The 24288-nt window shown below is 55.5% G+C and carries 25 protein-coding genes; 14 read left to right on the forward strand and 11 right to left on the reverse strand.

Annotated features, from left to right (window positions below; all coding sequences use genetic code 11):
- Positions 1-305 precede the first annotated feature (305 nt).
- Together KP814_RS21875 and KP814_RS21880 are read left to right on the forward strand one after the other, a co-directional pair.
- A complete protein-coding gene (locus KP814_RS21875) occupies positions 306-944 on the forward strand; it encodes an ATP-grasp domain-containing protein (protein ID WP_216738770.1) in 639 nt (212 codons plus the stop codon).
- Positions 945-1023: 79 nt separating this feature from the next.
- Positions 1024-1662, forward strand: a complete 639-nt coding sequence (locus KP814_RS21880) for an alanyl-tRNA editing protein (RefSeq protein ID WP_216738771.1) — start codon at positions 1024-1026, stop codon at positions 1660-1662.
- A gap of 32 nt (positions 1663-1694) precedes the next feature.
- On the opposite strand, the gene KP814_RS21885 is transcribed toward KP814_RS21880, so the two are convergent.
- On the reverse strand, positions 1695-2444 hold the full coding sequence (locus KP814_RS21885) for a hypothetical protein (protein WP_216738772.1): 750 nt from the start codon (positions 2442-2444) through the stop codon (positions 1695-1697).
- A 192-nt stretch (positions 2445-2636) separates the two neighbouring features.
- Here KP814_RS21885 and KP814_RS21890 point away from each other — a divergent pair, with 192 nt between their 5' ends.
- Positions 2637-3032, forward strand: coding sequence for a carboxypeptidase-like regulatory domain-containing protein (locus KP814_RS21890; RefSeq protein WP_216738773.1), 396 nt, complete (start codon positions 2637-2639; stop codon positions 3030-3032).
- A 10-nt stretch (positions 3033-3042) separates the two neighbouring features.
- Here KP814_RS21890 and KP814_RS21895 read toward each other — a convergent pair whose 3' ends face one another.
- The gene (locus KP814_RS21895) at positions 3043-4008 is read right to left on the reverse strand and encodes a D-2-hydroxyacid dehydrogenase family protein (protein WP_253938551.1); all 966 of its coding nucleotides are present in this window, start codon (positions 4006-4008) and stop codon (positions 3043-3045) included.
- Positions 4009-4118: 110 nt separating this feature from the next.
- Positions 4119-4886: an SDR family NAD(P)-dependent oxidoreductase gene (locus KP814_RS21900; RefSeq protein WP_216738775.1), complete on the reverse strand. Its 768-nt coding sequence runs from the start codon at positions 4884-4886 to the stop codon at positions 4119-4121.
- A gap of 252 nt (positions 4887-5138) precedes the next feature.
- Here KP814_RS21900 and KP814_RS21905 point away from each other — a divergent pair, with 252 nt between their 5' ends.
- Entirely contained in the window at positions 5139-5867 is a 729-nt protein-coding gene (locus tag KP814_RS21905; RefSeq protein ID WP_216738776.1) for an ABC transporter substrate-binding protein, read from the forward strand.
- A gap of 29 nt (positions 5868-5896) precedes the next feature.
- On the opposite strand, the gene KP814_RS21910 is transcribed toward KP814_RS21905, so the two are convergent.
- From KP814_RS21910 to norR, 5 genes are all read right to left on the reverse strand, one after another.
- Complete coding sequence (locus tag KP814_RS21910) at positions 5897-6373, reverse strand: hypothetical protein (RefSeq protein ID WP_216738777.1); 477 nt, start codon at positions 6371-6373, stop codon at positions 5897-5899.
- A gap of 29 nt (positions 6374-6402) precedes the next feature.
- Complete coding sequence (locus tag KP814_RS21915; RefSeq protein ID WP_216738778.1) at positions 6403-6831, reverse strand: hypothetical protein; 429 nt, start codon at positions 6829-6831, stop codon at positions 6403-6405.
- Positions 6832-6848: 17 nt separating this feature from the next.
- A complete protein-coding gene (locus tag KP814_RS21920; RefSeq protein ID WP_216738779.1) occupies positions 6849-7352 on the reverse strand; it encodes a hypothetical protein in 504 nt (167 codons plus the stop codon).
- 89 nt (positions 7353-7441) lie between these two features.
- Positions 7442-8329 (reverse strand): GyrI-like domain-containing protein, encoded by an 888-nt coding sequence (locus KP814_RS21925; RefSeq protein WP_216738780.1) that lies wholly within the window; start codon positions 8327-8329, stop codon positions 7442-7444.
- 120 nt (positions 8330-8449) lie between these two features.
- Entirely contained in the window at positions 8450-9979 is a 1530-nt protein-coding gene (gene norR / locus KP814_RS21930; protein WP_216738781.1) for a nitric oxide reductase transcriptional regulator NorR, read from the reverse strand.
- 155 nt (positions 9980-10134) lie between these two features.
- Here norR and ytfE point away from each other — a divergent pair, with 155 nt between their 5' ends.
- The 5 genes from ytfE (at position 10135) to KP814_RS21955 (ending at position 14637) form a co-directional block, all read left to right on the forward strand.
- Positions 10135-10803 carry an iron-sulfur cluster repair protein YtfE gene (ytfE, locus tag KP814_RS21935; RefSeq protein ID WP_216738782.1) on the forward strand — a complete coding sequence of 223 codons (669 nt, stop codon included), beginning with the start codon at positions 10135-10137 and terminating at the stop codon, positions 10801-10803.
- The gene (locus KP814_RS21940) at positions 10796-13066 is read left to right on the forward strand and encodes a nitric-oxide reductase large subunit (RefSeq protein WP_216738783.1); all 2271 of its coding nucleotides are present in this window, start codon (positions 10796-10798) and stop codon (positions 13064-13066) included. Before ytfE ends, KP814_RS21940 begins: the two co-directional genes overlap by 8 nt.
- 116 nt (positions 13067-13182) lie before the next feature.
- The gene (locus tag KP814_RS21945) at positions 13183-13536 is read left to right on the forward strand and encodes a helix-turn-helix domain-containing protein (protein ID WP_216738784.1); all 354 of its coding nucleotides are present in this window, start codon (positions 13183-13185) and stop codon (positions 13534-13536) included.
- Positions 13533-14372, forward strand: a complete 840-nt coding sequence (locus tag KP814_RS21950; protein WP_216738785.1) for a lysophospholipase — start codon at positions 13533-13535, stop codon at positions 14370-14372. Before KP814_RS21945 ends, KP814_RS21950 begins: the two co-directional genes overlap by 4 nt.
- Positions 14305-14637, forward strand: coding sequence for a hypothetical protein (locus KP814_RS21955; RefSeq protein WP_216738786.1), 333 nt, complete (start codon positions 14305-14307; stop codon positions 14635-14637). The genes KP814_RS21950 and KP814_RS21955 overlap by 68 nt, the downstream gene beginning before the upstream one ends.
- Before the next feature lie 22 nt (positions 14638-14659).
- On the opposite strand, the gene KP814_RS21960 is transcribed toward KP814_RS21955, so the two are convergent.
- Positions 14660-15508, reverse strand: a complete 849-nt coding sequence (locus KP814_RS21960; protein ID WP_216738787.1) for an ABC transporter substrate-binding protein — start codon at positions 15506-15508, stop codon at positions 14660-14662.
- Between the two features lie 211 nt (positions 15509-15719).
- Here KP814_RS21960 and KP814_RS21965 point away from each other — a divergent pair, with 211 nt between their 5' ends.
- Positions 15720-16505: an ABC transporter substrate-binding protein gene (locus tag KP814_RS21965; RefSeq protein WP_216738788.1), complete on the forward strand. Its 786-nt coding sequence runs from the start codon at positions 15720-15722 to the stop codon at positions 16503-16505.
- A 3-nt stretch (positions 16506-16508) separates the two neighbouring features.
- Here the strand turns inward: KP814_RS21965 and KP814_RS21970 are convergent, their stop codons facing one another.
- Entirely contained in the window at positions 16509-17921 is a 1413-nt protein-coding gene (locus KP814_RS21970; RefSeq protein ID WP_216738789.1) for a PLP-dependent aminotransferase family protein, read from the reverse strand.
- 99 nt (positions 17922-18020) lie between these two features.
- Here KP814_RS21970 and KP814_RS21975 point away from each other — a divergent pair, with 99 nt between their 5' ends.
- The gene (locus KP814_RS21975; protein ID WP_216738790.1) at positions 18021-19403 is read left to right on the forward strand and encodes an aminotransferase class V-fold PLP-dependent enzyme; all 1383 of its coding nucleotides are present in this window, start codon (positions 18021-18023) and stop codon (positions 19401-19403) included.
- A 169-nt stretch (positions 19404-19572) separates the two neighbouring features.
- Here KP814_RS21975 and KP814_RS21980 read toward each other — a convergent pair whose 3' ends face one another.
- On the reverse strand, positions 19573-20322 hold the full coding sequence (locus KP814_RS21980) for a spermidine synthase (RefSeq protein WP_216738791.1): 750 nt from the start codon (positions 20320-20322) through the stop codon (positions 19573-19575).
- Positions 20323-20751: 429 nt separating this feature from the next.
- Between KP814_RS21980 and KP814_RS21985 the strand changes: the two genes are divergently transcribed.
- From KP814_RS21985 to oppC, 3 genes are all read left to right on the forward strand, one after another.
- Positions 20752-22344 (forward strand): peptide ABC transporter substrate-binding protein, encoded by a 1593-nt coding sequence (locus KP814_RS21985; protein ID WP_216738792.1) that lies wholly within the window; start codon positions 20752-20754, stop codon positions 22342-22344.
- A 67-nt stretch (positions 22345-22411) separates the two neighbouring features.
- Positions 22412-23338, forward strand: coding sequence for an oligopeptide ABC transporter permease OppB (gene oppB / locus KP814_RS21990; RefSeq protein ID WP_216738793.1), 927 nt, complete (start codon positions 22412-22414; stop codon positions 23336-23338).
- Between the two features lie 36 nt (positions 23339-23374).
- Positions 23375-24280 carry an oligopeptide ABC transporter permease OppC gene (gene oppC / locus KP814_RS21995; protein ID WP_216738794.1) on the forward strand — a complete coding sequence of 302 codons (906 nt, stop codon included), beginning with the start codon at positions 23375-23377 and terminating at the stop codon, positions 24278-24280.
- Positions 24281-24288 lie beyond the last annotated feature (8 nt).

The following is a 24288-nucleotide window of genomic DNA, read 5'->3' on the forward strand; positions in this document are numbered from 1 at the left end:
TTGCAGGTCCAGACCAATTAAGAAAGATGGCTTTAAAAATCCTTCGGAGCATGAAAAGAACGCCATCATTGATTCAAAGTTTATTTGGGCATCCAGAACTTAAATATATTATGGCTTAGTGATCGGATACTTATTTACGGGTTAGTAATGTCATATACAGCAAAACCCATGTAGCGATATATGACTTTAACTTCGAGCTGTTTTTCCAGTGTAGTCATCCCAGCTTTTTTGAGTCGCCATCCCTGTGCATATTGAGGGTTGGCGCAGTCGAAAACTACGCAGAGAAGTACTCTGAGTTGGCCGCAATGGGATTGCAGCCTGTAAACTCTCCAGACGAATTTCTGCGGGCCAGTGAACTGTCCCACTGGCTGCCTTATATAAAGGACATGACGCCCAAGACACTTTGTGTGGAACAATTCCCAGTAGCTGAGAGCATAGAAGTGCTATTTGGCTGGCCTGTATTTATCAAAGGGTCACGTCAAACCAGCCGACACAACCCAGAGCTATCTATCGCCCACGGGCCGGACGATTATCAACGCATCGTGGACAGTTACCAGCGGGATAAAATTCTGCATTGGCAGAAAATAGCGATACGGGAGTTCATCCCATTAGAGCCGGTCTCTGGTGGTATTCCGGGGAAAATAAGTCCCTCTCAGGAGTACAGGACATTCTGGTGGCATGGCGAGTGCGTCGGCTATGGCAGGTATTGGCCCTCGGATTACAGCGCCCCAGACCTGAAGCAGGGCTTACAACTTGCTCAGGAAGCCGCGGAGCGCTTGAAGGTCCCCTTTATGGTTATCGACATCGCCAAAACCCGGCAAGGGCATTGGATCATCATCGAATGCAATGACGCCCAGGAATCTGGTTACGCCAGCATCCCCCCACTACAGCTTTGGCGCAATATCCTGGAGCAGGTCAAAAGCAATAGTCAGGCTGATCATTGAGCGCCTCCCCTCTTGCAAACGCTGCAATGGTTGGCGAAGATTCCGCGTATCTGTTTAAAGGACTTTTTCAGGCAGAAGTATGACAAGAAAAATATTCTGGGAAGACCCCTATCTCACGACTCTCAGCACTTACGTCACCAGCGTCCAGGGCGCGGTAGTAACGGTTGAGGAAACTATCTTTTACGCATTTTCCGGCGGTCAGGAAAGCGATCATGGGACCATTGGCGGCTTCAGAGTGATCAGCGCGCGCAAGGAAGAGCAGGAAATTTTTTACGAGCTGCCGCAAGATCATGCGCTTCAGGTTGGCGACCCAGTGGAAATCACCATTGACTGGGAAAGACGGTATCGCCTTATGCGGCTGCACTTTGCAGCCGAGCTGGTGCTCGAACTGTTCTATCGCAAGCTGGGCGGCGTGGATAAAGTTGGCGCGCATATCGCGGAGGAAAAGGCGCGTATCGACTTTTCCTGGCCTCAAAGCATTTCTCCTCTGTTGCCGGACATCGACGCTGACGCGCAACGTCTCATCGACGAAAACCGCGACATCATCAGCGCGTTCAGTGACGCAGACGCGGAAAGACGCTACTGGCGGGTGGAGGGGTTTGCAGAAGTCCCTTGCGGCGGTACGCATCTGACCCGTACTGGCGAAGTCGGACGCATTTCCATGAAACGCAAGAATGTCGGCAAGGGCAAAGAGCGCGTGGAGATTTACCTGAGCTAAGCTCCGGGCGCGCCCGGAGCCGCTGTTCATGGTTATTCGCAGTATTTGATTGTCTTGGTCACGCTGTGCACTTTGACATTGGCTCCGGCGCGTATGACAAACTCGCTCAACCCCACTTCCGACTCCGGGTTGCCCCAGTCATAGGTGTAACCCAACCGGGTCCAGGGATAACCGTTTTCGCCGTACGACGTTTTGCGCAGATTTTTGAACCATTCCTTGTGCTCTTTGCTTATGGTGACAAACCGATCGGAAACCGGGTAGTCCAACTCCGCTTCATGGTCGCTGATTTCTGGATCTGGAGAGGGGCGGAACAAATCTGACGGACTCACCCACATTTCCACGAACTTGGTTTTATTATCCCCTGGCGGCAAACCCAGTAATTGCTCCAGTCGCAAAATGGTCTGTTCTGGAAACTTATAACGAGCGCGACAGAAGTTTTTCACTTCAGGAACCACCGTCACCCATACTTCTCTGGACAGAGCCTGCGTCTGGCCCACTGAGTTGTCGTAGCCGTCCCAGGATGTCCATGTCGTCACCAACACTTTTTGCCGGTCGCCACTCCATTCCAGAGCGGGATTCAGCGGCGTAATCGCCGTCAGGTTCTTGGATATCTCATTCGGCTCTACTATTTCAGCATCCCTGACCGCATCAGCATACGCCTGGCTCAGGTTTTTCTGTATGGGAGGCTTGGCGCTCTGATGGGCGCATGCGCCTAGCGCAAGCATCGCCCCCAGGGCGAGAATTTTTTTGATATCCCTATATCCATCTCTCCTGAAAATCATTCTTCACTCTCCGTTCTGTCCCGATTCTGTTGAGGCATGCATCTCCCTGGCCTGCGCCGAGCGCTATCGCCTATTGGGAGGCCAGCATGAAATATATATTAAAATTAACCCCTTACATAACCTTTACAGGGAAACATGCTATCATTCTCTACGCTAGCCATGATGTCTGCGCAAGACATGGGAGTCTTGGATATGATCGGCAAAGTATGCCTATTTTCAGAAGTTTACGGCGTGATTACCTACGCTGGCGAACCTGTATCAGGCGCCACAGTGACCCGCTGGGTCGAATGGCGTCAAAAATCCTCCGACAGTGTACGCACCGCTCAGGATGGGAGCTTCCGCCTGCCCGCTCTATATAAAATTTCTTTACTGGCGACGCTGTTGCCGATCCCGTTCCGTGCGGCGCAAACCATTTACGTCGATGTAAACGGCACTGAACACCTGATCTGGAGCACGATCAAAATCGGCTCAGAGCCCAATGACGAGCTGGCGGGACGCCCCCTGCGCTTTACCTGCGAACTGACGCGGAAGCGAAGATATGTACATCTGGGCGCAGCCAGCATTGAAAGTAACTGCGAGTGGCGCTAACCGCCAGGGATCAACCCATCACCCGAATCGGCGCCCCGTCCATATAAGCCTGAATCGCCTCGACGATCTGAGTGTAGTAAGTGCGGTAGTTATTCTCTGTGACATAGCCCAGGTGGGGAGTCGCCAGCACATTCGGCAGCGTACGCAGAACATGTCCTTCCGGCAGCGGCTCCTGTTCAAATACATCCAACCCCGCCCCAGCGATGCGCTTCTGCTGCAGCGCTTCCACCAGCGCCGTCTGGTCGACGATTTGAGCGCGGGAAGTATTTATCAACAGCGCAGACTTTTTCATCCGCAACAACGCCTCCGCATCAATCAGCCCCCGGCTGCGCTCACCTAACACCAGATGAATGGAGACGATATCGCTGCACGCCAGCAGAGCATCTTTCGAATCCGCAAGCGTCACGCCCATTGAGCTGGTCAGTTCCCCAGTAAGATTGGCGCTCCAGGCGACGACGTTCATGCCAAACGCCTGGCCAATCATCGCCACTTTCTGGCCAATATGACCAAACCCCAGCAAGCCGAGCGTTTTCCCTGCGAGATCAACGCCTACCGTGTTTTGCCATGGACCGTTGGCTTTGAATGCAGCGTCTTCTATCGCTATGTGCCGCGCCAGCCCCAGTATCAGCGCCCAGGTAAGTTCTGTCGGCGGCGCTTTCGAGGCCTGGGTGCCGCATACCGTCACGCCATTAGCGGCAGCGGCGGCAAGATCAATGGCGGCATTGCGGGGGCCGGAGGTCACCAGAAGCTTCAACCTCGGTAAACGATTCAATAACGTGGCGGCAAAGGGGGTCCTTTCACGCATGATGACAATCATGTCGAAGTCCGCCAGTTGCGCGGCGACCTCATCTTCATTGCCAAGATGGCGGTTGAACACCTGCAGATCTATGCGCGTTTCCAGCGCACTCCAATCCGCATAGGACTTAGCTACATTCTGATAGTCGTCCAATACCGCACAGCGCGGTCTCCTGCTCATCACCTCATCCATTACACGGCTACTCCTGTATATCGTATTAAGAGATATGGCGCGGCAGTATAGCAGGGCTCTCGCCGACCACGCAGCGAGCGAGCCCTGCATGAGGCGGGCTAATTGCGCCCCGCCATCACGCCGCCGTCTACGTCCCAAATCGCGCCGGTCACCCAGTCCGCCTGATCTGACAGCAGAAATATCGCCGCATTCGCCACATCCCCAACGTCGCCAATCCGACCAATAGGGTGGAATGCGTTTAACGTCGCCAAGGTCTCATCGACCTCTTCAGGGGCGATAAAGGCTTCATAGATCGGCGTTTTCACCACTGCCGGCGCGATGGCGTTGACGCGAACGCCATCATCCGCCAGCTCCATCGCCATATGCTGAGTCAGCGCGTGTAAGCCCGCCTTCGCCATGGAGTAGGCTGAGGAAGGTGTGGCTTTAACCGCCTGTTTCGCCCACATGGACCCAATGTTCAACACAGCGCCGCCGCCGTGTTTGCACATGTTCGCAGCGACCGCCTGAGAGATAAAGAACAGCGCCTTATTCAACCCCAGGTAGGCGTCGTAATCCGCTGGCGTATGCTGCAGGAACGGCTTGGGATTGAAATACCCGGCGGCGTTGACCAAATAGCGAATGGGCTCCCCCAAATCGTTCAGTTGAGATATCAAACCAGTGACTTGCTCGTCGTCATAAAGATCCACGCTAAACGTCCTGATTTCCGCAACGTCCCGCAATGCGTCGCCAGCCAGCTGCAGTTTTTCCCGACGCTTGCCAACCAGCATGATATTCACGCCCGCCGCCGCCATCCGGCGCGCAATTTCCAACCCCATCCCACTGGAGCCGCCCACGATCAACGCCCAGGAACCTTTTACCAATTGCATGATGTCTCACCTCTCTAAAGTCATTCGAAACAGGCCCCAGAGTAGGCTTCCAGAGAGAGTCAAAAAAGTAAGCACAAATTGGTCAGGTAGGCACTTATCGGTATAGATAGTTGATTCCAGACAAGAAAAAAATATTATTGCGCGACAACGCCAGTTAGGGACATACAGATAGCGCATCTCCTCCTTCGCATTGGACCTGGCTTGTACTATTATTCCGCCGGATATCCCGGGCATTATCTGATTGGACGCAAGATGCTCAAACCACTCGCATTACTTATTCTCACCAGCTTAATCAGCCACCTCGCCTGTGCGGAGGGGCCGGAACGCGTGACCTGGGCCACTCCAGAGTGGGAAGGCAGCGTGGAAAAAGACGGAACAGGACTGTACAACGAAGTCATTTTCGCCGCCTTCAAACATGTGAATATCGAGGTAAATCAGATTATCGTGCCGTGGAAGCGGGCCGAGCTGATGGTGAAAGACGGACACGCCGACATGTACGGCGGCCTCGATCCTACTGACGAGTACCCGCAAGCGCTCTACCCTATTTCCGTTATCACTGAAGCGGTCACTTTTCTGCCGGAGCACTTTGGCGAATGGAAAGGAGTCGCGTCGCTGGAGGGGAAAAACGGTGTATGGATTCGCGGTTATACGGATTATATCGACGACAAGGTGAAGCAGTATCTACAGGGAGAAGATCTGAACTCCCGGGAAAGCGCGCTATCCAAAGTCTATTTGAAGCGGGCGGACTACTACTTCGACAACCTGCGCCAGACCAACATTACTTTCAGCAATATTCTGGTGGATAAAACCCAGTTTCGCACTGAGCCGGTAACCCGGGTCTTCTTGTACATGACCTTCGCCAAAAACGAACGTGGCGAATATCTACGCGAGAAATATAACGAAGGCGTCTCTTACCTCATTGAAACCCATCAGCTCCTGCCGCTTTATGAGAAATACGGCAGAGAGTATCCCATTGAGTAGCGTCTCTTAACTGTCTATTAAGCAGCTGATTATTGTTCGCGCCAAAGGTGATGCGAGGAGTAGCTGTAGAGATATAACGCTTGCGCTATCCCCAGGGTAAACAACAGATCTATCGCCAGCGTCCAGTCCAGCGCAGGCGGCTCATTAAACGGAAACACTCCAAATACAAATGGCAGGATAAAGGCATACAGGACAAACCAGACCACATACCCCGCCAAAGCGATTTTCCATAGGACCCGGCCGCCGATACGCTTGGAGAAAGCATACCCAAACATTCCGATCAACATCACCCACTCTATCAGCGAGTCAAGGTAGTCCTGTAAGCCAGCGTTCAAGTCTATTTCCAGATAATCTTCACCAATGAAAGACATAATCAGAAATGGCGCCGTAACCAAATTCAACAACACATAAACCACAAAGAATATTTTCCATATGACGTTGGGCTCTTTTATCGAGATAACGTCTTCAGACACCTGACTTTTCGGCGGAGCGTACAAATCACTCATCATTGATCCTTAATTAATCTCTTCCCACTTCAAGCTACCGACGCCCCATCGAGATGGCGCGTCCACAGACGTTGCGACTTAAATCCATAGTTATAAATACAACGGGAGCTGACGGCGATAACGCCCAACGGGAATATCATTGTCCAGTTAGCGTGAGCCCGCATGCCCATCTGCGGGAAGTCATATCCAAATGGCAAAACAAACAGATATAACAGCGACCAGACAGGGTAAACCCAGAGCAGGCATTTCCAGAACCCGGCGCGCCCGAATCTTTTGTGAAAGGCGTAGCCATAAATCGCCAGTAAGTTGATGTAGAAAAACGCTAAATCCACATAGTCATGCCAGCCAAAAGACGTTTGCGTGACAATCACCGCAAACACGACTGCAATCAGCGCGCATAGGCAAAAATAAAGTTTCCACCCCAGACGCCACTCGGCCAGTTTCGCCGTCAATTTCATGTGAGCGCCGCACCCAGCTACTTGTCAGCGCCTTTGACGGCGATGGGTTTGATCGCTTCCGCCTTACTGGCGACCTCATCAATTCCTTGCTTGACGAGTCGGTCGATCGACTCACTGTTATAGTGATGGTACAGCACCTTATATTCTGGATTGTCGTCATTGCTGAACAAAATCAGCGTCTCCACGCCCTCCCCGTTTGTATAGGTCGTCTTGTAAGTGAGCGTCACAAACATACCGGACAGCCCATTTGTCTGCACTTTGTCCTGCGCGCGCCATGTATCAAGGGAGTAGCTACGCAAGTCGCCATTGGCCTTTTGCACCAACCGACGAATGCTCTCCCACTCTTCAGGGTCAACGGAATCGATAAAGTGCGGCGAGTAGAAGCGGTCCGCTCCGGGCCCGCCCTCTTTGATTCTGTCGTCAAAAAAAGTCGCGGCGGCGGCCTTGGCGTCATCAACGCCTTCCACAAAACCGCAACTGGTCAGCGACAGCAATAATAGAATCCCCAAAATACGCAACATCTTTATCTCTCATTACTGGTTCTCAACGTTGGCTCGCATTATTGCTGGATTTGGGCCGAAGAAGAACCTTTTTGGCGGCGCGCCGCTGATCAAACCAATGGCAAATAGATATCGATGATCGCTTCATGCTCAGGAACGTCTGGATACATTGTCACGCGTTGGAGAAAACAAGGCGCGTCGCGTAATGTTTCCCCACTCCCAGGCAGCCACTCGCCATATAAGAAGTGGAAAGCCGCCCGCATGCCGGCGTCGGGGCCAATATGACGCAGCACGGCATAACGTCCCGCCGGGATTGTTTTAGCAATGACGCCGTACGGATTTTCCTCAACCGCTGAGTTGACGCCTGCGCACAAGTCCATGCGGAACGCCTCCGCTGACGTAGACTCAGGATCGTTGTGCAGAATGTTATAAGTGGCGCTGACTGAGGGAGGCCGTTTGTTGGCTTTACGCCATTCGATAAAGCGTCGAATGGACTCGCCGAGACGCTCTGGAGCGCCGTGATGTTCCAGCGCCGCAACAGGAATGGCCTCCTGTTCCAGGAGATTGACTGAATAGTTCGAGTTATCCGTCTGCATAATGTCCGCCCTTGCTTTGAAAAGAAATTCATCATGATCTCGCCAAGGCTCCCACCGCGGTTGTCGCCGAAATTGGGAAGGCGTTTGTCCGCATGCTTTCTTGAAGGCTCGGGAAAAGGCTTCCAGGCTGTCAAACCCGGTATTCAACGCAATATCCGTCACGCTGTAACGACTGCGATAAGCCAGCTCATGAGCGGCTTTTTTCAACCGTCGCCATTGCACATACTTGTATACGCCCATTCCCATGCTCGCAGAAAACTGCCGGTGGAAATGAAATTTGGAGAAGTGAGCGACCTGACTCAACTCTTCGACGCTCAAGTCATCCAACAAATGCTGATCAATGTGCGCCAGCACGCGCCGCAGTCTGTTTTGATACTTGGTTACAGTCGTCTCATTCGCCATATTCGCCTCAACGAGGAGCAGTGTGGCAGCGCGGGCGCAGATTCGCCTGATTGATCTTGCTGACTATCGCTGACGGCGGCAGTCTGGGCTTAACCAGCAAAAACGCCGCCGAAAACTGGCTCACTTCAGCCCCAGTTTCTTGGCCATTTTATGCAGATTGCTCGAATCCACCTCCAGCTCACGAGCGGCGGCGGCCCAGGAGCCATCGTGACGATTCACCGACTCGCGGATAACTTCGCGCTGACAGTCCTCCACGGCGGCGCGCAGGGAGCGGACACGCGGATAACTCAGGCTTTCCGACGGCGCGCTTTCTCTGGGCGCCGACACCGCGTCGCCATAATCCAGGTCCAGTAACGCCGCATCCAGCGTCACAATGTCATTTCTATTAGCGCCCCGACTGATCGCCTTAAGCGCCGCGCGACTGATGACATGTTCCAACTCCCGCACATTACCCGGCCAGGAGTATGCGCACAGCGCCTGCTCCGCCGCACGCGACAGCCGCAGACTGCGTACGCCCAGACGGGAGCGGTTAAGTTCAAGGAAGTGCCCCGCCAGCACCAGCACGTCTGAGCCCCGCTCGCGCAACGGTGGAATCCATACAGGATAGACGGACAGGCGGTGATACAGATCCGCCCGAAAGTCGCCGGCGCGAACGCTGTCTTTCAACTGTCGGTTGGTCGCGGCGATGACCCGCACATCCACCTGCCTGGGTTTGTCCTCGCCCAGGCGTTGAATCTCGCCGTTCTGCAGCGTCCGCAACAACTTCGCCTGCACGCTGAGCGGCAGCTCTCCCACTTCATCCAGGAAGATCACTCCGCCTTGCGCCGCCTCAAAACGGCCTGCGCGATCCGCCGAAGCCCCCGAGAAGGCGCCTTTGCTATGACCGAACAGCTCACTCTCCACCAGCGATTCCGGCAGCGCCGCGCAATTCACGTGGATCAACGGCCGTTCCCGACGCGGCGAGCGACTGTGCAGCCGCCGCGCAAACAGCTCTTTACCCACCCCGGTTTCCCCCATCAGCAGCACCGGTAGTTCTGAGTCCGCCACCACGTCCAGTTCCCGCAGCAGGTTTCGGATGCTGTCGCTGGAGCCAATAATTTCGCCTTCCTCCTGCGCTACGCCCTGCCGATCGCCATCCTGCCGCATCAGCGCCAGATTTCTGCGCTCCTGCTCCAGTCGGGTCACTCTTACCGACGCTTCGATGATCAGCGTAAAACGCGCCAGATCCTGCTGCGCCTGGGCGTCAAAAGTGCCTTCCTGCAACGCATCCAGGGTCACCGCTCCCCACAGGACGCCATCCACATAGAGGCTCACGCCCATACAGTCATGTACGGGCAAAGGCTCGCCGACGCAGCTCTCCAGCAGACCGTCGTAAGGATCGGGCAAGCTCGAATCGCAGGGGAAACACACTGGCCGTCGACTGGCCAGAATCGCCGCAAGCCGGGGATGCTTTGCGATAATAAAACGGCGTCCCAGGGTTTCCACCACCAGCCCCTCCGCCGCCAGCGGCCGCAAACTGTCGCCATCAAGCCGTAGTAGCGCCACCGCGCCGCAGTGGAAATATTCCCGCATGGCGTTCATTAAGCGCTGATAACGCACCGCATGGGGCAACTCCGTCACCAGGTCCGCCAATAGACTGGCTTCAATCATGGTATAAATCACCTTAAAAGGGTTTTTATCACCCTATTCGATTTGGGTAAAAAACACCATATGTAATTTTTACTCTATAAATATCAATAACCTAATCAATGGCACAAAGGTTGCGATGGCTATGGCGAGTTAATCACTATCAAAGGAAAACCGCCATGACCTTACTGGATCGCCCCGTCGGCTGGATCGCTCGCAACCTCCCCGGCTCCACCCGCCTCTTTCGTGAATACCAACTGGATTTTTGTTGCGGAGGCGCGAAGAAGTTACGTGATGCGCTGGCTGAAAAAGAAATAGAGCCGGACCTTGTGCTGCAGCGGCTCAACGCCTTGCAGGAAGAGCCTGCGGACACTTGGAGCCAGGCCGGTCGTCCTGAACTGATCGACCATATCCTCACCCGCTACCACGCCCGCCATCGCGAGCAGCTTCCGGAGCTGATACACCTCGCTCGCCGCGTGGAGCATGTTCATGGGGAACGAGAGGAATGTCCCAATGGACTCGCCCAGCACCTGACGGAAATGCTCCAGGAGCTGGAAAGCCACATGATGAAAGAGGAGAACATTCTATTTCCGATACTGCTGGCGGGAATGAGCGGGATGCAGGCGCAAGGCCCTATTTCCGTCATGCGTATGGAGCATGATCAGCACGGCGACGCACTGGCGCATCTGGAGGCGTTGACTAACAACATCACGCCCCCCAAAGGCGCCTGCAACACTTGGCGCGCGCTATACGCCGGACTCGCCCAACTGCGCGACGATCTGATGCAGCACATCCACCTGGAAAACAACATATTGTTCGCCGACGCCGTGGAGAACGCCCATGTCTGACTATCGTAAACTCTGGTGGCTGCTCATCGCCGTATTGGGCGTCACCTTCTGCTTGCTTGGTTTCTTTGGCCGCGAGGTTTACCGGCAGGCGCCGCCGATTCCGGAGCGTTATGTCACCACTACGGGAGAGACCATTTTTACCCAGGAAAATATCCTCGATGGGCAAACCGCCTGGCAGTCCGTTGGCGGCATGCAACTGGGTTCAATCTGGGGGCACGGCGCCTATCAGGCGCCGGACTGGACTGCAGACTGGCTTCATCGCGAACTGGTGCGCTGGCTGGAGCTGGCGGCGCAGGAGGTCTATGGCTCCACTTACACGGACCTGGATGACGAACGGCAAAACATCCTGCGCCATCGCCTGAAAAACGAATACCGCACCAACACCTACAACACAGACAGTGGAGCGGCGACAGTGAGCCCTCGACGCGCTCAGGCCATGGCGGATATCTCAGATTACTACAGCCGTCTGTTCAGCGACGCAGTGGAGTTACAGGGAACTCGCGAAAGTTACGCCATGAAGGAAAATACCCTGCCCGACGCCCAACGCAGAGAAAAACTCGCCGCCTTTTTCTTCTGGACCGCCTGGGCCGCCGCCACGCAAAGACCTGACAGCGACGTCACTTACACCAACAACTGGCCCCATGAACCCTTGATAGACAACCGTCCCACCGCTGAAAACATCATGTGGTCCATTGTCAGCGTCGCCCTGCTGATCGCCGGCGTCGGCCTGCTGATTTGGGGCTGGGCGTTCCTGCATAAACATGATGAAGCGGAGCCCGTGGCGCCGCAATCAGATCCACTGACCCGTTTCGCGCTGACGCCTTCTCAACTGGCGCTGGGCAAATACCTGTTCCTGATTGTCGCCCTGTTCGCCTTTCAAGTGCTGGTCGGCGGCTTCACCGCCCACTACACCGTTGAAGGCCAGCATTTTTACGGTCTTGATGTCTCCCAGTGGTTTCCCTATTCGCTGGTGCGCACCTGGCATATTCAGAGCGCGCTGTTCTGGATCGCCACCGGCTTTCTTGCCGCAGGCTTGTTTCTGGCGCCCATTATTAACGGCGGCAAAGACCCCAAATATCAGAAGCTGGGCGTCGACATCCTGTTCTGGGCGCTAGTCGTGGTGGTGGTCGGTTCCTTTGTCGGCAACTGGCTGGCCATCGCACAGATTATGCCGCCAGAGCTGAATTTCTGGCTCGGCCATCAAGGGTATGAGTATGTGGATCTGGGACGGCTCTGGCAGATCGGTAAATTCCTCGGTGTCGCGTTCTGGCTGGTATTGATGCTGCGGGGCATCGTCAATGGCCTGCGACGTCCCGGCGATAAAAATCTGCTAGCGTTGTTGACCGCGTCCGTGATCGCTATTGGTCTGTTTTACGGCTCCGCCTTTTTCTACGGCGAACGCACGCATCTTTCCATCATGGAATACTGGCGCTGGTGGGTGGTGCACTTATGGGTGGAAGGCTTCTTCGAAGTATTCGCCACAACCGCGCTGGCGTTTATTTTCTCCACCATGGGACTGGTGTCGCGGCCCATGGCGACCACCGCCAGCCTGGCTTCGGCCTCACTGTTTATGCTTGGGGGCGTTCCCGGAACGTTTCACCACCTCTACTTCGCCGGCACCACGACGCCCGTGATGGCTGTCGGCGCCACCTTCAGCGCGCTGGAAGTGGTTCCTTTGATTGTGCTGGGCTACGAAGCCTGGGAGAACTGGCGTTTAAAAGCGCGAGCCCCATGGATGGAAAACCTGAAATGGCCGCTACTGTGCTTTGTCGCCGTCGCCTTCTGGAACATGCTGGGAGCAGGCGTGTTCGGTTTCCTGATCAACCCGCCGATTTCGCTGTATTACATCCAGGGGTTGAACACCACGCCCGTACACGCTCACTCGGCCCTGTTTGGCGTCTACGGCTTCCTGGCCCTGGGCTTCACTCTGTTGGTGCTGCGTTATATCCGTCCCCATATGGTCTTTAGCGATCGTTTGATGAAAACCGGCTTCTGGTGGCTGAACGCAGGATTGGCGTTGATGGTCGTCGTCAGCCTGGCCCCAATCGGACTGCTGCAATTCCACGCCAGCGCCAGCCAGGGCTTGTGGTACGCGCGCAGCGAGCTTTTCATGCAACAGGACATCATGGAAACTCTACGCTGGGCGCGCACTTTCGGCGACGTCATCTTTATCGTCGGCGCTTTCGCCATGGGCTGGCAGGTGGTGCGTGGTTTGTTCGGCGAATCAGGGGAATCGCTACAGGCTGACGCAGTGGCGGAATAATCCCTTCCGATGACGGAAGACCCGGAAATCTTATTTAGGTTTGCGGGTCTTTTTGTTTATTATCTGTGGTCGTTGCAGCCCTGACGCCATCGTCGTCCGTTTATGGTTTCGAGTCTATGTCCGAAGATACCGTCCCCTTGAAAACGCCCCCATTGGAAAGCGCCCGTATGGTGGAAACCATTTATGGCTGCAAATGGTCGCTGACCGTCTTCAGTCTGCTGGCGAACGGCGTCAATCGCCCCGGTGAGATGGTGCGTCGGGTGGATGGCCTGACGACCAAAGTGCTTAACGACTGCCTGCGCAAAAACCAGAGCTTCGGCATTATCAAACGCATCGCCTACCCGGAAATCCCGCCGCGTGTGGAATATGAAATCACCCCATTCGGGCGCAAGTTCATCCGCATTCTGGACGACCTGGAAAAGCTGCAGGACGAAATACTGGCCGCCAGCAAGGATGCGCATCAGCAATGAAGTCACAACCCAAATTAGTGATGTTGCCGGGCATGGACGGGACCGGGGATTTGTTTGCGCCATTTCTGGAGTGTATCCCTCAGATTGAGACGCAGATTATTCCGCTGCCGCAGACTGGCGCCCAGGACTATGACTCGCTGGCCGCTTACGTTCGCGAACAGCTTCCTGACGGCGACTTCTATCTGCTGGCGGAGTCTTTCTCCGGCCCCATCGGCGCGCTGTTGGCGGCGGATGGCGTCCCGGGCCTGCAAGGCGTCATCTTCGTCGCCACGTTTTTATCGATACCCAGTCCTTGGGCAGTATGCGTCGGTCGACGGCTGCCGCTGCAAGGAGTGATGCGTCTGCCTTTTTCCAGTTGGACGCAGCGACGCCTGTTGCTGGGCCCGGATGTCGGCGATGACTTCCTGCAACATTTCACTGCCGCAGTGCGCTCTATACCGACGGCGACGCTCAAGGCGCGCCTGGAGACGCTGCAACACCTGCACTGGCGTCACGAGCCGGTCTCTTCGCCCTCTATCTACCTGCAAGCCACCGACGATTATTTAGTGTCGCCGGCAAAGCGCTGGAAATCCAACAGCATTTCCCAGACAACCGTCTGGTGCGCATCCAGGGCCCTCACTTTCTGCTCCAGGCCAACCCCGCCGCCTGCGCCCGCACCCTGCTGGACACCTTATCCATTTGGGAAAGCCGCCGGCGCGCAGCCAGGTCCTGACGTCATCCGCCACAAAGGCGTATACTCGGATGAAGTCCATGGGATAGAGGCCGCTCATGTACAAACTTATAAGCTGGGTCGCTTTGGCGACTCTATGCGTATCGCCCTGGTTAGGCGGGTGTGACGCTCAGTTCCACATCGCCGTCAATTCAGGTTGCGATGATCCTGCGCCGCTGGAAGGCGACATTGCAGGCCCTAAAAGCGGCGCTACCGTGTTTCTGAAGTCTGGGAATGACGCGCTGAGCGAGGCGAACCGCATGTCCGAACAGTTCTCCATAGAAGTGGCGGCGATTGATGTGGATGGCGGCAGCTTCTTTATCTACACCTCCAGCTCCACTCTGGGCTCTTTGCGCTGCGAGGGCGTGGTCGCCAGCGTCCGCATATCCTGACCGGCTCAATCTGACTGCCGTCTCACCCTGGCCAAGCGGAGCCGCCCTCCACAGTTCTTTCCACTTCCAATAGCGCGTCCGCCGGCGGCTCCACGAAGTAGCGGCGCATCAGTTCTTTATCCCGTCCCGCCGCTTTCAAACGATCAAAGCTTTTCTGCAACGCCTGTTTGACGGCGTCAGACGTTTTCGGACTCACCACCGCCCACAAGCGTCCAGACAGTTCTTCGATTCTGAACAGTTTCTCGAAGTTGGACGGGTTGAGATTCACCTCTTTCAGACGAATCGGAAAGCTGACTTCGACCTGCATCATGAGATCTGTAAAGCCGCGATACTCGCGCATGATGTTCTGCGAGTTATGCACCACCGTCTCCACCATCGTATTGTCCGGCGGGAAGCCAATGCCCTTGCGTTTCAGCAGCTCTTCAAAGTTACTGCCGCTTTGTACGCTGATGCTGTAGCCCTTGCCAAGGATATCCTCCCAGCCCTTCGCTTGAATGTCTTCCCGGGAGCTGAGTTTATAGAGATAGACGTCGTAAGGCGCCACCCAGCCCAACCAGTGGAATTTGGTCTCACGCTCAGGGGTGCGCGACAGGGAAAAGAAGATGACGTTCGGCTGACTCTCCGCCAACAGCATCGCCCGCTTCCAGGGCGCGAACATAATGCTGCTCTCAATGTCGTTTTCTTTGGCGACATCCGCCATCACTTCCTTCATAAAGTCGATCACGAAGCCAGTGTACTCGCCATGCCCCGTCATCACCTGCAATGGAGGAAAATCCTGGGTCACCAGCAAAATCTTTTCTTTCGCCATCGCGCCGTCAATCATGGCGATAAGAGCAAGGGTAAATAATAGTCTTTCCGTCAGGCGCCTCATCAGGGTTCCTTAGATAGCAATTGAGCCGCACCGGGCGACGCTTTATTGAGTATAGTCTCGGTCGCTGCCCGCCATTGCGTTCCGTGCTTGCGTTTGCGAACTGGGACAATTCGCATACACTTAATCTATTAGCGGATTGTCATGATGACATAACGGGAAAGACTCAAAGTCTTTCGCAGGATATGTTTTTCACTTGCGCGGCCGTCTAACCATGAATACCTGTCTCTGGCGCTTCTTGCTTCTTGGGTGGGCTTTGAGCCTGATGTCCTTCGCTCACGCCGCCGACGCCAAACGCGTCGTCCGCCTCACCAATGGCGAATGGCCGCCCTATGTCTCTCAGGAACTCAAGTACGATGGCGTCGTATCGCTGATCGTCAAAGAGGCCTTCGCCAGTGAAGGTTACGAAGTCAAATTCACCTTCCTGCCCTGGAAGCGCGCCCTGCAGAGCGCACAGGACGGCGAGTGGGACGGCTCCATCCTGTGGGCCTATCGCGAAGAGCGCACCCAGTACTTCATCTATAGCGACCCGATCTCCAGCACCCAGTATGTATTTTTTCATCTGCGCAACGCCGAGTTTGACTGGAAAGATTTCAGCGACCTGAAAAAATACCGTTTCGGACTGACCCTGGGTTACAACTACAACGACAAATTCATGGACATGGTGCGCAATGAGGAAATTGCCCACGACTACGCCAGCGACATCGTCAGTAGCTTCAAAATGATGTTCAAACACCGGGTGGATGTGGTGCCGGAAGATGTCGAAGTGGGTTACTTCATCTTATCCAGCGAATTCGCCCCCGGCGTCGACCGCATGGTCACCAGCCATTTGAAGCCGTTGTCCGAGGAGAAGCACTATCTTTTGATGTCCCGTCGCACTCCCGACGCCAATGAGTTAATCGAGGCGTTCAATCGCGGCTTGAAGAAAATGCGTGCAAGCGGACGCCTGGAGTCGCTGTTTGAAAAGTCCCGCATGGGCGACTTCATTCAGAAAAAATAGGCGCTACCTCACTGCCTCCCGGCAGATTTCCCCCAGCCTGCGCACCGCCGCCTGCATCATTTCATCAAACGGCCAGCCCGCGTTCAATCGGATGCAGTGACGATAGCGTTCTGTAATGGAAAAAACCGTCCCAGGAGAAATACTCAGACCTTCCTGCGCCGCCCGTTGAAACACTCGCCAGCCGTCGCATTGCGGCGGCAGGGTCACCCATAGCACATACCCGCCTTCCGGTTCCGTGACGGTGGAGCCGGCAGGAAAAGACTGCAATATGGCCCGGCTCATGGCGTCCACCTGTTGCGCCAGACTCAGGCGCAACTTGCGCAAGTGGCTGCGATATTCTCCGCAGTGCATGAAGTCCGCCAAGGCCGCCTGCAAAGGCAGGTTGATACTGATCGTGAGCGCCCGGCGATGCTGCAACGCAGCCTGTCGCCATTTACCCGGTGCGCACCAACCCAGGCGATATGCCGGCGTCAGCGTTTTCGATACGGAGCCGCACCAAAACACCCAGCCCTCGTCATCCCAGGATTTAATGGGCAGCGGTCGCTGGCGGCCATAGCCGCACTCTCCGAAAATATCATCTTCAATCACCGGGCATTGGTACGCCGCCGCCCAGGCGGCGATGTCCTTTTTCTCCTGCGCTGACAGCGTAAACCCAAGCGGGTTATGGTTATTGGCGCTCAACAGACAGGCCTTCACCTCCGGCCGCGCCATCGCTGCACGCAAACGCTCCGGGTATATGCCCCGGTAATGCAACGGAATCTCCAGCACCTTGCGTCCGAGGCTTTCTATCACCTGCAACAGTCCACTGAAACAGGGGGTCAACACCGCCACCGTTTCTCCCGGTTGCGTACACAACTGTAACCCCAAACTCACCGCATCCATGCCGCCATTGCAGATCATCAGATCATCCGGCGAGAACGCCATGCCGTCTTCCTTGAAATGCCGCGCCAATGCCTCCCGCAGCCCCACGTCACCTTGCGCGGGACCGTAATGAAACAAACGCTCGCCCAGGCGCCGGGAAGCGCGGATCAGGCTGCGCTGCAGCAAGTCGGAAGGAACTAGCGAAGGCGCTAACAGGGAAACCCCGAAAGGCGCAAAACCCCGACGGCTGGACACAGCCTGCACTTCTTCGATCGCCCCAATGTTGGCGACCCGCGCAGAGCGCCCGGTGAATACCGGCAACTCGGGTCCCGCAGGAGGCTTTTCTTTATGCCTGACGTAAAAACCAGATTGCGGCCGCGCCTGGACAAAGCCCTCCGCCTCCAACTGGCGGTAGCACTGCAGCGCCGTTGTCAGGCTGACCTCACGCTGACGGCTGAAGCGCCGCACCGAGGGCAGGCGCTCCCCGGGTTGCAGGCGACCGCTATGGATATCTTGCATCAGGCTTTCCGCCAGGGTTTGATATAACGCAGGCAAATTGTACTCTTTTTATGGAAGTGAATTGTCACTGTTATGCTTTCACTCCTGCTCCGATAATGCAATGCATATTTAGCAACCTTACTCAGGAGCGCCGCCATGTCGCAGCTACACGACGATTTTCACGACCTGGACAGATTGACCACTGACGTTCGCCAATGGTGTCTGGACTTCATCCGTTCCGCCGACGATCGTCCTGCGGCTATGACCGCCGACATCACTCCCCCCGCATTAGCGGCGCCGGAGCTTGGTGAGGGCGCGGAGGCAGCCGTCACGCGCTTCATCAAGGAGGTCAGCCCCCATCTTGCCGCCGCCATAGGCCCCAGATACTGGGGCTTCGTTACCGGTGGAGTGACTCCAGCCGCGCTGCTGGGAGACTGGATCGCAGTAGCGGTGGATCAGAACCTGTCCACCCCGGGAGACTCCATCGCCTCAGCCCTGGAGGTACAGACCATTGAGTGGCTGCTCAGCCTTTGCGATCTACCGGACAGTTTTTCCGGTTGCCTGACCACCGGCGCCACCGCTTCCAATCTATTGGGGATTCTCTGCGGTCGTCAGTTCGCAGGCCAAAGACAAGGCGTGGATATCGCCGCTGACGGGTTATCCGGCGTTGCGGTGGAAGTGTTCTCCGCCACGCCTCACGCCAGCGCTCTAAAAGGCATGGCGATCACCGGACTGGGGCGCAAGCGCCTGGTTCAGGTAGCGCGGCTCGCCGACAGTGAAGCTATGGATGTGGACGCCTTGCGTACTGCTCTGGAGAACAGCGACTGTGCGGGGAAAGTCGTACTCGCCAGCGCCGGTACGGTGACAGGTACGGATTTTGACGACCTTGAAGCCATCGCCGACCTGTGTGAGCAACATGGGGCCTGGCTGCATGTGGACTGCGCTTTCGGCTTGTTCTCCCGCTTGCTGGAAGATCGACGCGGTTGGACCAGGGGGCTGGAGCGCGCCGACTCCATCACCTCCGATGCGCACAAATGGCTGAATACGCCTTATGATTGCGGCATCTTCTTCTGTCGTCATATGTCAGTGTTACAGACCTGCCTGGAAGTGCCCGCGCCTTATCTGGCGGTAAACAGCGTCACGCCGTCGTTCATGAATCTGGGAATCGAGAACTCGCGCCGTTTTCGCGCTCTGCCCTTGTGGATCAGCCTGTTAGCTTACGGCAAGGCAGGCATCCGTCAGATAGTTAAAGACAATTGTTCGCAGGCTGAACGCCTGGCTCAATGGCTGGAACAGTCACCTGACTACGAATTGCTCAAGCCGGCCAAACTCAATGTGGTGGTGTTTCGTCCTCAAGGAATAGATGACGCAGAAGTCGCCCCTTTCCTGCAGCGACTCAACGCCACCGGGGAAGTCTTTATGACGCCGGGCCAATGGCGGGGACGCAGCGCCATTCGGGCGGCATTCAGCAACTGGCGCACCACGCGGGACGATGTTGATCATGTCTGCGCCTTGCTGGAGAGAAACGCCCAGCGATAATCAGCGTCCGGAGCGCCAACAGGCCCAAGGGAACCTCTGAAAAACTACCTGCGTTGCCATTGCTGCGTCAAAAGTCGTCTCAAAATGCTCATTTATTCACGATAAACTGCGCTTTTTCAGCGACTTTTTCCTTGCACTGGCGGCCTCGCCAACGTTTTTCAGAGGTTCCCTAGGCCTGATATCGGGTCATGCGTTTGATGAAGGGCGCCAGGGAGAAGCCCAGCTGCGGCGACAGCTTTTTCGCAGCGGCGGTCAGCTGTTTTTCGGTGAACTCCACAGCGGGCTTGCCCGCCAGGATAATCCAGTTGCCTTCCTGGGTGGCGCATAGATAGACACTGCGAAAGCGCCGCCCCAACTCCGCCAGCATGACTTTTTCCAGGCGATGATCCACCCAGCAGTTCATCACCAGCCAGCCATCGTCGCTCAACAGGCGGTCGCTCTGCTCAAGAAAGTCCGGTTGCAGCAGGCGGCCGTCCAATCCCTCTCCGGTAAATACGTCGCACAGAAGCAGGTCTGCGGAATGCGCCGGGGCCGTCTCCAAATAGGACGCAAAGTCAGCAATGGTAACCTGAACCCGTTCGTCCCGCGGCAACTGGAAAAAGCGCTGCGCCACCCGCATCACTTCCGCCCGCAGCTCCACCGCCTGCAACTGCAGGTCAGGAAGCCGATGATACAGACAGTTGATCAGGCTGCCGCCGCCCAAGCCCAACATGACCGCCCGCCTCGGCTCATGCAGCAATAGACACAACAGCATGGCGCGGGTATAGCCGTGCGCCAGCAAAGAGGGGTTGTCTTTCAGCAGACAGCTTTGTTCATCGTTCGAGCCGAATCCCAGATAGCGTTTCTGGCCGTCGTCAAACACCTGAATGCACCCGAATTCGTCATAGGTGCGAAATATTTCTCTACCGGGAATCGCCATAAAAAGTACGCCAGGGCGTCATCTTCGTCTTAAAAAATCGCGCAAAGTGTAAATTGCGCCGGGGACAAAAAACAGTAGTCGGCGCCCCGGACACTATCGCCTTAATGGGAACTTAAATTAAGCGTTATGGCCATATACCCTCTTTCGCCCCGTTTTGATACGCCCAGCATGGTCGGCGCCCCACATCAATACGTAGATATACAAAAAGTACATATAGGTATACGGCATTTCGATTGACCAAGTTAGCGCCTCTCTCCACACTCGTTGTCCAATGACTGGCATGATGCGTAATTAACAATAACTTAAAACTGATGCTGTACCATCACAGAGGCCTCGTGCGCTCTGAAAACGGGTCAGCCTCGTAACCAGTCCGCTATGGAAAAAACAATAAAACCATTGAGGACATCAACATTAAGACGAGAGGATTTTATGAGTTTTAAATCTCGCACAGGGAAAATATTTTCCGCCTTAACGCTGACACTTTCTCTGCTGGGAGCGCCCATCGCCCAAGCTGACACAACACTAAGAATCGGCAACCAGGGTGAGCCGGCGTCACTGGACCCTCATTTCCTCAGCGGTGACTGGGAGAACCGCATCGCTGGGGATCTTTTTATGGGCCTGACGACCGAAGACCCTGAAGGCAACGCCATCCCCGGCGCCGCAGAGAGCTGGACCGTTAGCGACGACGGACTGGTTTACACATTTAAAATCCGCGACCACAAATGGAGCGATGGCCAACCTGTTACCGCACAGGATTTTGAATACGCCATGCGCCGGATCCTGTTGCCGGAAACGGCGGCGGAATACGCTTCACTGCTGTATATCATCAAAAACGGCGAAGAGCTGAACACCGGCAAAGCCAAGCCTGAAGACCTGGGCGTACACGCGCTGGACGACAAAACCCTGGAAATCACGCTGAAAGGACCTGCGCCTTTCCTGATCAGCATGCTGACCCACTACACCGCTTTCCCTGTGCCCAAGCATATCGTTGAAAAATACGGTAAGGACTGGACCAAGAAAGAACATATCGCCACCAACGGCCCCTACAAGCTGGTGGAATGGCTGCCTAACACCCACGTCAAAGTGACCAAGAACGAACTGTTCTGGGACGCGGCGAACGTGAAAATCGACAACGTCATTTTCTATCCACAGGAAGACGCTGCGGCGCTGATCAAGCGTATGCGCGCCGGCGAGATCGACTGCATCTACAAATTTCCTTCCGGCCAGATCGATTGGCTGCGTCAAAACATGCCAGAGGAAACCAAGATCGCGCCTTACCTCGGCACTTACTACTATCCGATCAACACCAAGCGCGCGCCGTTCACTGACAAGCGCATTCGTCAGGCCCTGTCCATGGCTATCGACCGTGAAATCATCATGGACAAAGTGCTGAAAACCGGCGAGCTGCCTGCCTACAGCATGGTTCCCCCTGGCACCAGCAACTACAAAGAGCCTTCTTACGTCACCTGGAAAAGCATGCCGATGGCGGACCGCATCACTAAAGCCAAAGAGCTGATGAAAGAAGCGGGTTACGGCGACGACAAACATTTGAAAGTGCAATTGCGCTACAACACTGACGACAACCACAAGCGTATCGCTATCGCTGTTGCGCAAATGTGGAAGAAGATCGGCGTTGAAACTGAACTGTTCAACAGCGAAGTTAAAGTTCACTACGCTGAACTGAAGCAAGGCAACTTCGAAGTCGCTCGCGCTGGCTGGGTGGCTGACTACAACGATCCGCAAAACTTCCTGTTCCTGCTGGAGAGCACCTCCAAATCGTTGAACTACGGTAACTACGACAATCCTGAGTACGATAAGCTGATGGAAGACGCTTACCTTGAGTCTGACCTGAAGAAACGCGCGCAGATCATGGGCAAAGCAGAAGCGATCGCCATGGAAGACGCTCCTATCATTCCTATCTACTACTACGTGTCCAAGAATCTGGTCTCCACCAAAATCAAAGGCTGGAAAGACGCTATCAACGATACGCACCGCACTCGCTGGTTAAGTATCGAGAATTAATCGCTAAACCTTTTCGCGGAGGCGCCCTTATGGGCGGCCTCCGCTCAGCCTATTCTGCGTAACCGTTATGTTGAACTATTTCATTCGGCGGGTGTTGGCGTCTATTCCAACCCTGCTCATCGTTATTACTATCGCTTTTTTCATGATGCGGATCGCACCCGGCGGTCCCTGGGATAAAGAACGTTCGCTGCCTCCGGAAATCGAAGCGAACATTATGAAAGCCTACGACATGGACAAACCCTTGGTGGAGCAATACTTCATCTACCTCGGCAAGATCCTGGTGGGCGATTTCGGGCCGTCATACAAATTCCGCGACTTCAGCGTCACCGACCTGCTCATGGGAGGTTTCCCGGCAAGCTTACAGATAGGCGGTATGGCGATTTTCCTCGCGGTCATATTCGGCACTTTATTTGGAGCGATGGCCGCCTTGCGCAAAAACAGCGCAGCCGATTACTCCGTGATGACCATGGCCATGACCGGCATCGCCATCCCCAACTTCGTCATGGCGCCGGTGCTCACTCTGATTTTCGGCGTATATCTATCCTGGCTGCCGGTGGCGGGCTGGGGCGACGGCTCATTCCAATACAAAATTCTGCCAGTGCTCGCCCTGGCGTTGCCGCAGATCGCTTATATTGCGCGACTGACCCGCGGCAGCATGATTGAAGTCCTGCATTCCAACTATATTCGCACCGCCCGCGCCAAAGGTCTGCGCGAGCGTCTGGTGCTGCTGCGTCATGCTCTGAAAGGCGCCATGTTGCCCGTCGTTTCTTACCTTGGTCCCGCCACCGCCGCCGTTATCACCGGCTCAGTCGTTATCGAAACGATTTTCGATATTCCCGGCATCGGTCGTTACTTCATCCAAGGCGCCCTTAACCGGGACTACCCCCTGGTAATGGGAACCGTCATTTTCTACGGCGTGCTCATTATCGTTCTGAACCTCATTGTCGACATGCTGTACGGCCTGCTCGACCCTAAAGTCCGTCTTCACGACTGATGGGAGGCGCAGATGAATCAATCCCAGGATCAAGCAATGTACAGTCAAAAAAGTAAGCTCGCCGCCATGATGCCCGATGCGGAAAACACCATCGAAGGGCGCAGTTTGTGGCAGGACGCCAGACGCCGTTTGTTCCAGAACAAGGCGGCGGTGGTGTCCATGGCGATTCTCGCCATCATCGCGCTCATGGCCATTTTCGCGCCTTTCCTGAGCCCGCACCCACTCGATGAAATCTATTGGGACCGCATTCAGGCCGCTCCGGATTACGCCAACGCGCACTGGTTCGGCACCGACAGCAGCGGGCGCGACCTGTTTATCCGCGTTCTCTACGGCGCTCGCGTGTCTTTGATGGTAGGCATTCTCGCCACCGGCGTGAGTCTGATTATCGGCGTCACCTATGGCGCTATTTCCGGCTACTTCGGCGGCAAGGTGGACAACTTTATGATGCGCTTCGTCGACATCATGTACTCCCTGCCGTTCATGTTCTTCGTCATCCTGTTGATGGTGGTGTTCGGCCGCAATATATTCCTTATCTTCGTCGCCCTGGGGGCGGTGGAGTGGCTGACCATGGCGCGTATCGTGCGCGGTCAGACGCTGTCCATCAAGCGCAAGGAATACGTGGAAGCGGCGCATGCAGGCGGCGTCAGCAACCTGAAAATTATCTTCCGTCATATCATTCCGAATGTTCTGGGCCCGGTGATCGTTTACGTCACTCTGACAGTGCCCCAGGTCATTCTGACCGAGAGTTTCCTGTCGTTCCTGGGCTTAGGGGTGCAGGAGCCGCTGACCAGCTGGGGCGTGCTGATTTCCGAAGGCGCCAAGCTGATGGAAATGGCTCCCTGGATGCTGATTTACCCGGCTATTTTCCTGGCCACCACCCTGTTTTGCTTCAACTTCATCGGCGACGGGCTGCGTGACGCGCTCGATCCCAAAGACAGATAACGGCGGAG

It is taken from the genome of Hahella sp. HN01 (assembly GCF_018986435.1).
GTDB lineage: Bacteria > Pseudomonadota > Gammaproteobacteria > Pseudomonadales > Oleiphilaceae > Hahella.

Bases quoted from the DNA above. Each gene is read 5' to 3' on its own strand.
- KP814_RS21945 (WP_216738784.1), top strand. From the start codon at position 13,183: ATGTCCGAAGATACCGTCCCCTTGAAAACGCCCCCATTGGAAAGCGCC.
- KP814_RS21955 (WP_216738786.1), top strand. From the start codon at position 14,305: ATGTACAAACTTATAAGCTGGGTCGCTTTGGCGACTCTATGCGTATCG.
- KP814_RS21890 (WP_216738773.1), top strand. From the start codon at position 2,637: ATGATCGGCAAAGTATGCCTATTTTCAGAAGTTTACGGCGTGATTACC.
- ytfE (WP_216738782.1), top strand. From the start codon at position 10,135: ATGACCTTACTGGATCGCCCCGTCGGCTGGATCGCTCGCAACCTCCCC.
- KP814_RS21910 (WP_216738777.1), bottom strand. From the start codon at position 6,373: ATGAGTGATTTGTACGCTCCGCCGAAAAGTCAGGTGTCTGAAGACGTT.
- KP814_RS21965 (WP_216738788.1), top strand. From the start codon at position 15,720: ATGAATACCTGTCTCTGGCGCTTCTTGCTTCTTGGGTGGGCTTTGAGC.
- KP814_RS21950 (WP_216738785.1), top strand. From the start codon at position 13,533: ATGAAGTCACAACCCAAATTAGTGATGTTGCCGGGCATGGACGGGACC.
- KP814_RS21900 (WP_216738775.1), bottom strand. From the start codon at position 4,886: ATGCAATTGGTAAAAGGTTCCTGGGCGTTGATCGTGGGCGGCTCCAGT.
- norR (WP_216738781.1), bottom strand. From the start codon at position 9,979: ATGATTGAAGCCAGTCTATTGGCGGACCTGGTGACGGAGTTGCCCCAT.
- KP814_RS21920 (WP_216738779.1), bottom strand. From the start codon at position 7,352: ATGTTGCGTATTTTGGGGATTCTATTATTGCTGTCGCTGACCAGTTGC.
- KP814_RS21880 (WP_216738771.1), top strand. From the start codon at position 1,024: ATGACAAGAAAAATATTCTGGGAAGACCCCTATCTCACGACTCTCAGC.
- KP814_RS21960 (WP_216738787.1), bottom strand. From the start codon at position 15,508: ATGAGGCGCCTGACGGAAAGACTATTATTTACCCTTGCTCTTATCGCC.
- KP814_RS21940 (WP_216738783.1), top strand. From the start codon at position 10,796: ATGTCTGACTATCGTAAACTCTGGTGGCTGCTCATCGCCGTATTGGGC.
- KP814_RS21925 (WP_216738780.1), bottom strand. From the start codon at position 8,329: ATGGCGAATGAGACGACTGTAACCAAGTATCAAAACAGACTGCGGCGC.
- KP814_RS21885 (WP_216738772.1), bottom strand. From the start codon at position 2,444: ATGATTTTCAGGAGAGATGGATATAGGGATATCAAAAAAATTCTCGCC.
- KP814_RS21895 (WP_253938551.1), bottom strand. From the start codon at position 4,008: ATGAGCAGGAGACCGCGCTGTGCGGTATTGGACGACTATCAGAATGTA.
- KP814_RS21980 (WP_216738791.1), bottom strand. From the start codon at position 20,322: ATGGCGATTCCCGGTAGAGAAATATTTCGCACCTATGACGAATTCGGG.
- KP814_RS21975 (WP_216738790.1), top strand. From the start codon at position 18,021: ATGTCGCAGCTACACGACGATTTTCACGACCTGGACAGATTGACCACT.
- KP814_RS21915 (WP_216738778.1), bottom strand. From the start codon at position 6,831: ATGAAATTGACGGCGAAACTGGCCGAGTGGCGTCTGGGGTGGAAACTT.
- KP814_RS21905 (WP_216738776.1), top strand. From the start codon at position 5,139: ATGCTCAAACCACTCGCATTACTTATTCTCACCAGCTTAATCAGCCAC.
- KP814_RS21875 (WP_216738770.1), top strand. From the start codon at position 306: ATGGGATTGCAGCCTGTAAACTCTCCAGACGAATTTCTGCGGGCCAGT.
- oppB (WP_216738793.1), top strand. From the start codon at position 22,412: ATGTTGAACTATTTCATTCGGCGGGTGTTGGCGTCTATTCCAACCCTG.
- oppC (WP_216738794.1), top strand. From the start codon at position 23,375: ATGTACAGTCAAAAAAGTAAGCTCGCCGCCATGATGCCCGATGCGGAA.
- KP814_RS21985 (WP_216738792.1), top strand. From the start codon at position 20,752: ATGAGTTTTAAATCTCGCACAGGGAAAATATTTTCCGCCTTAACGCTG.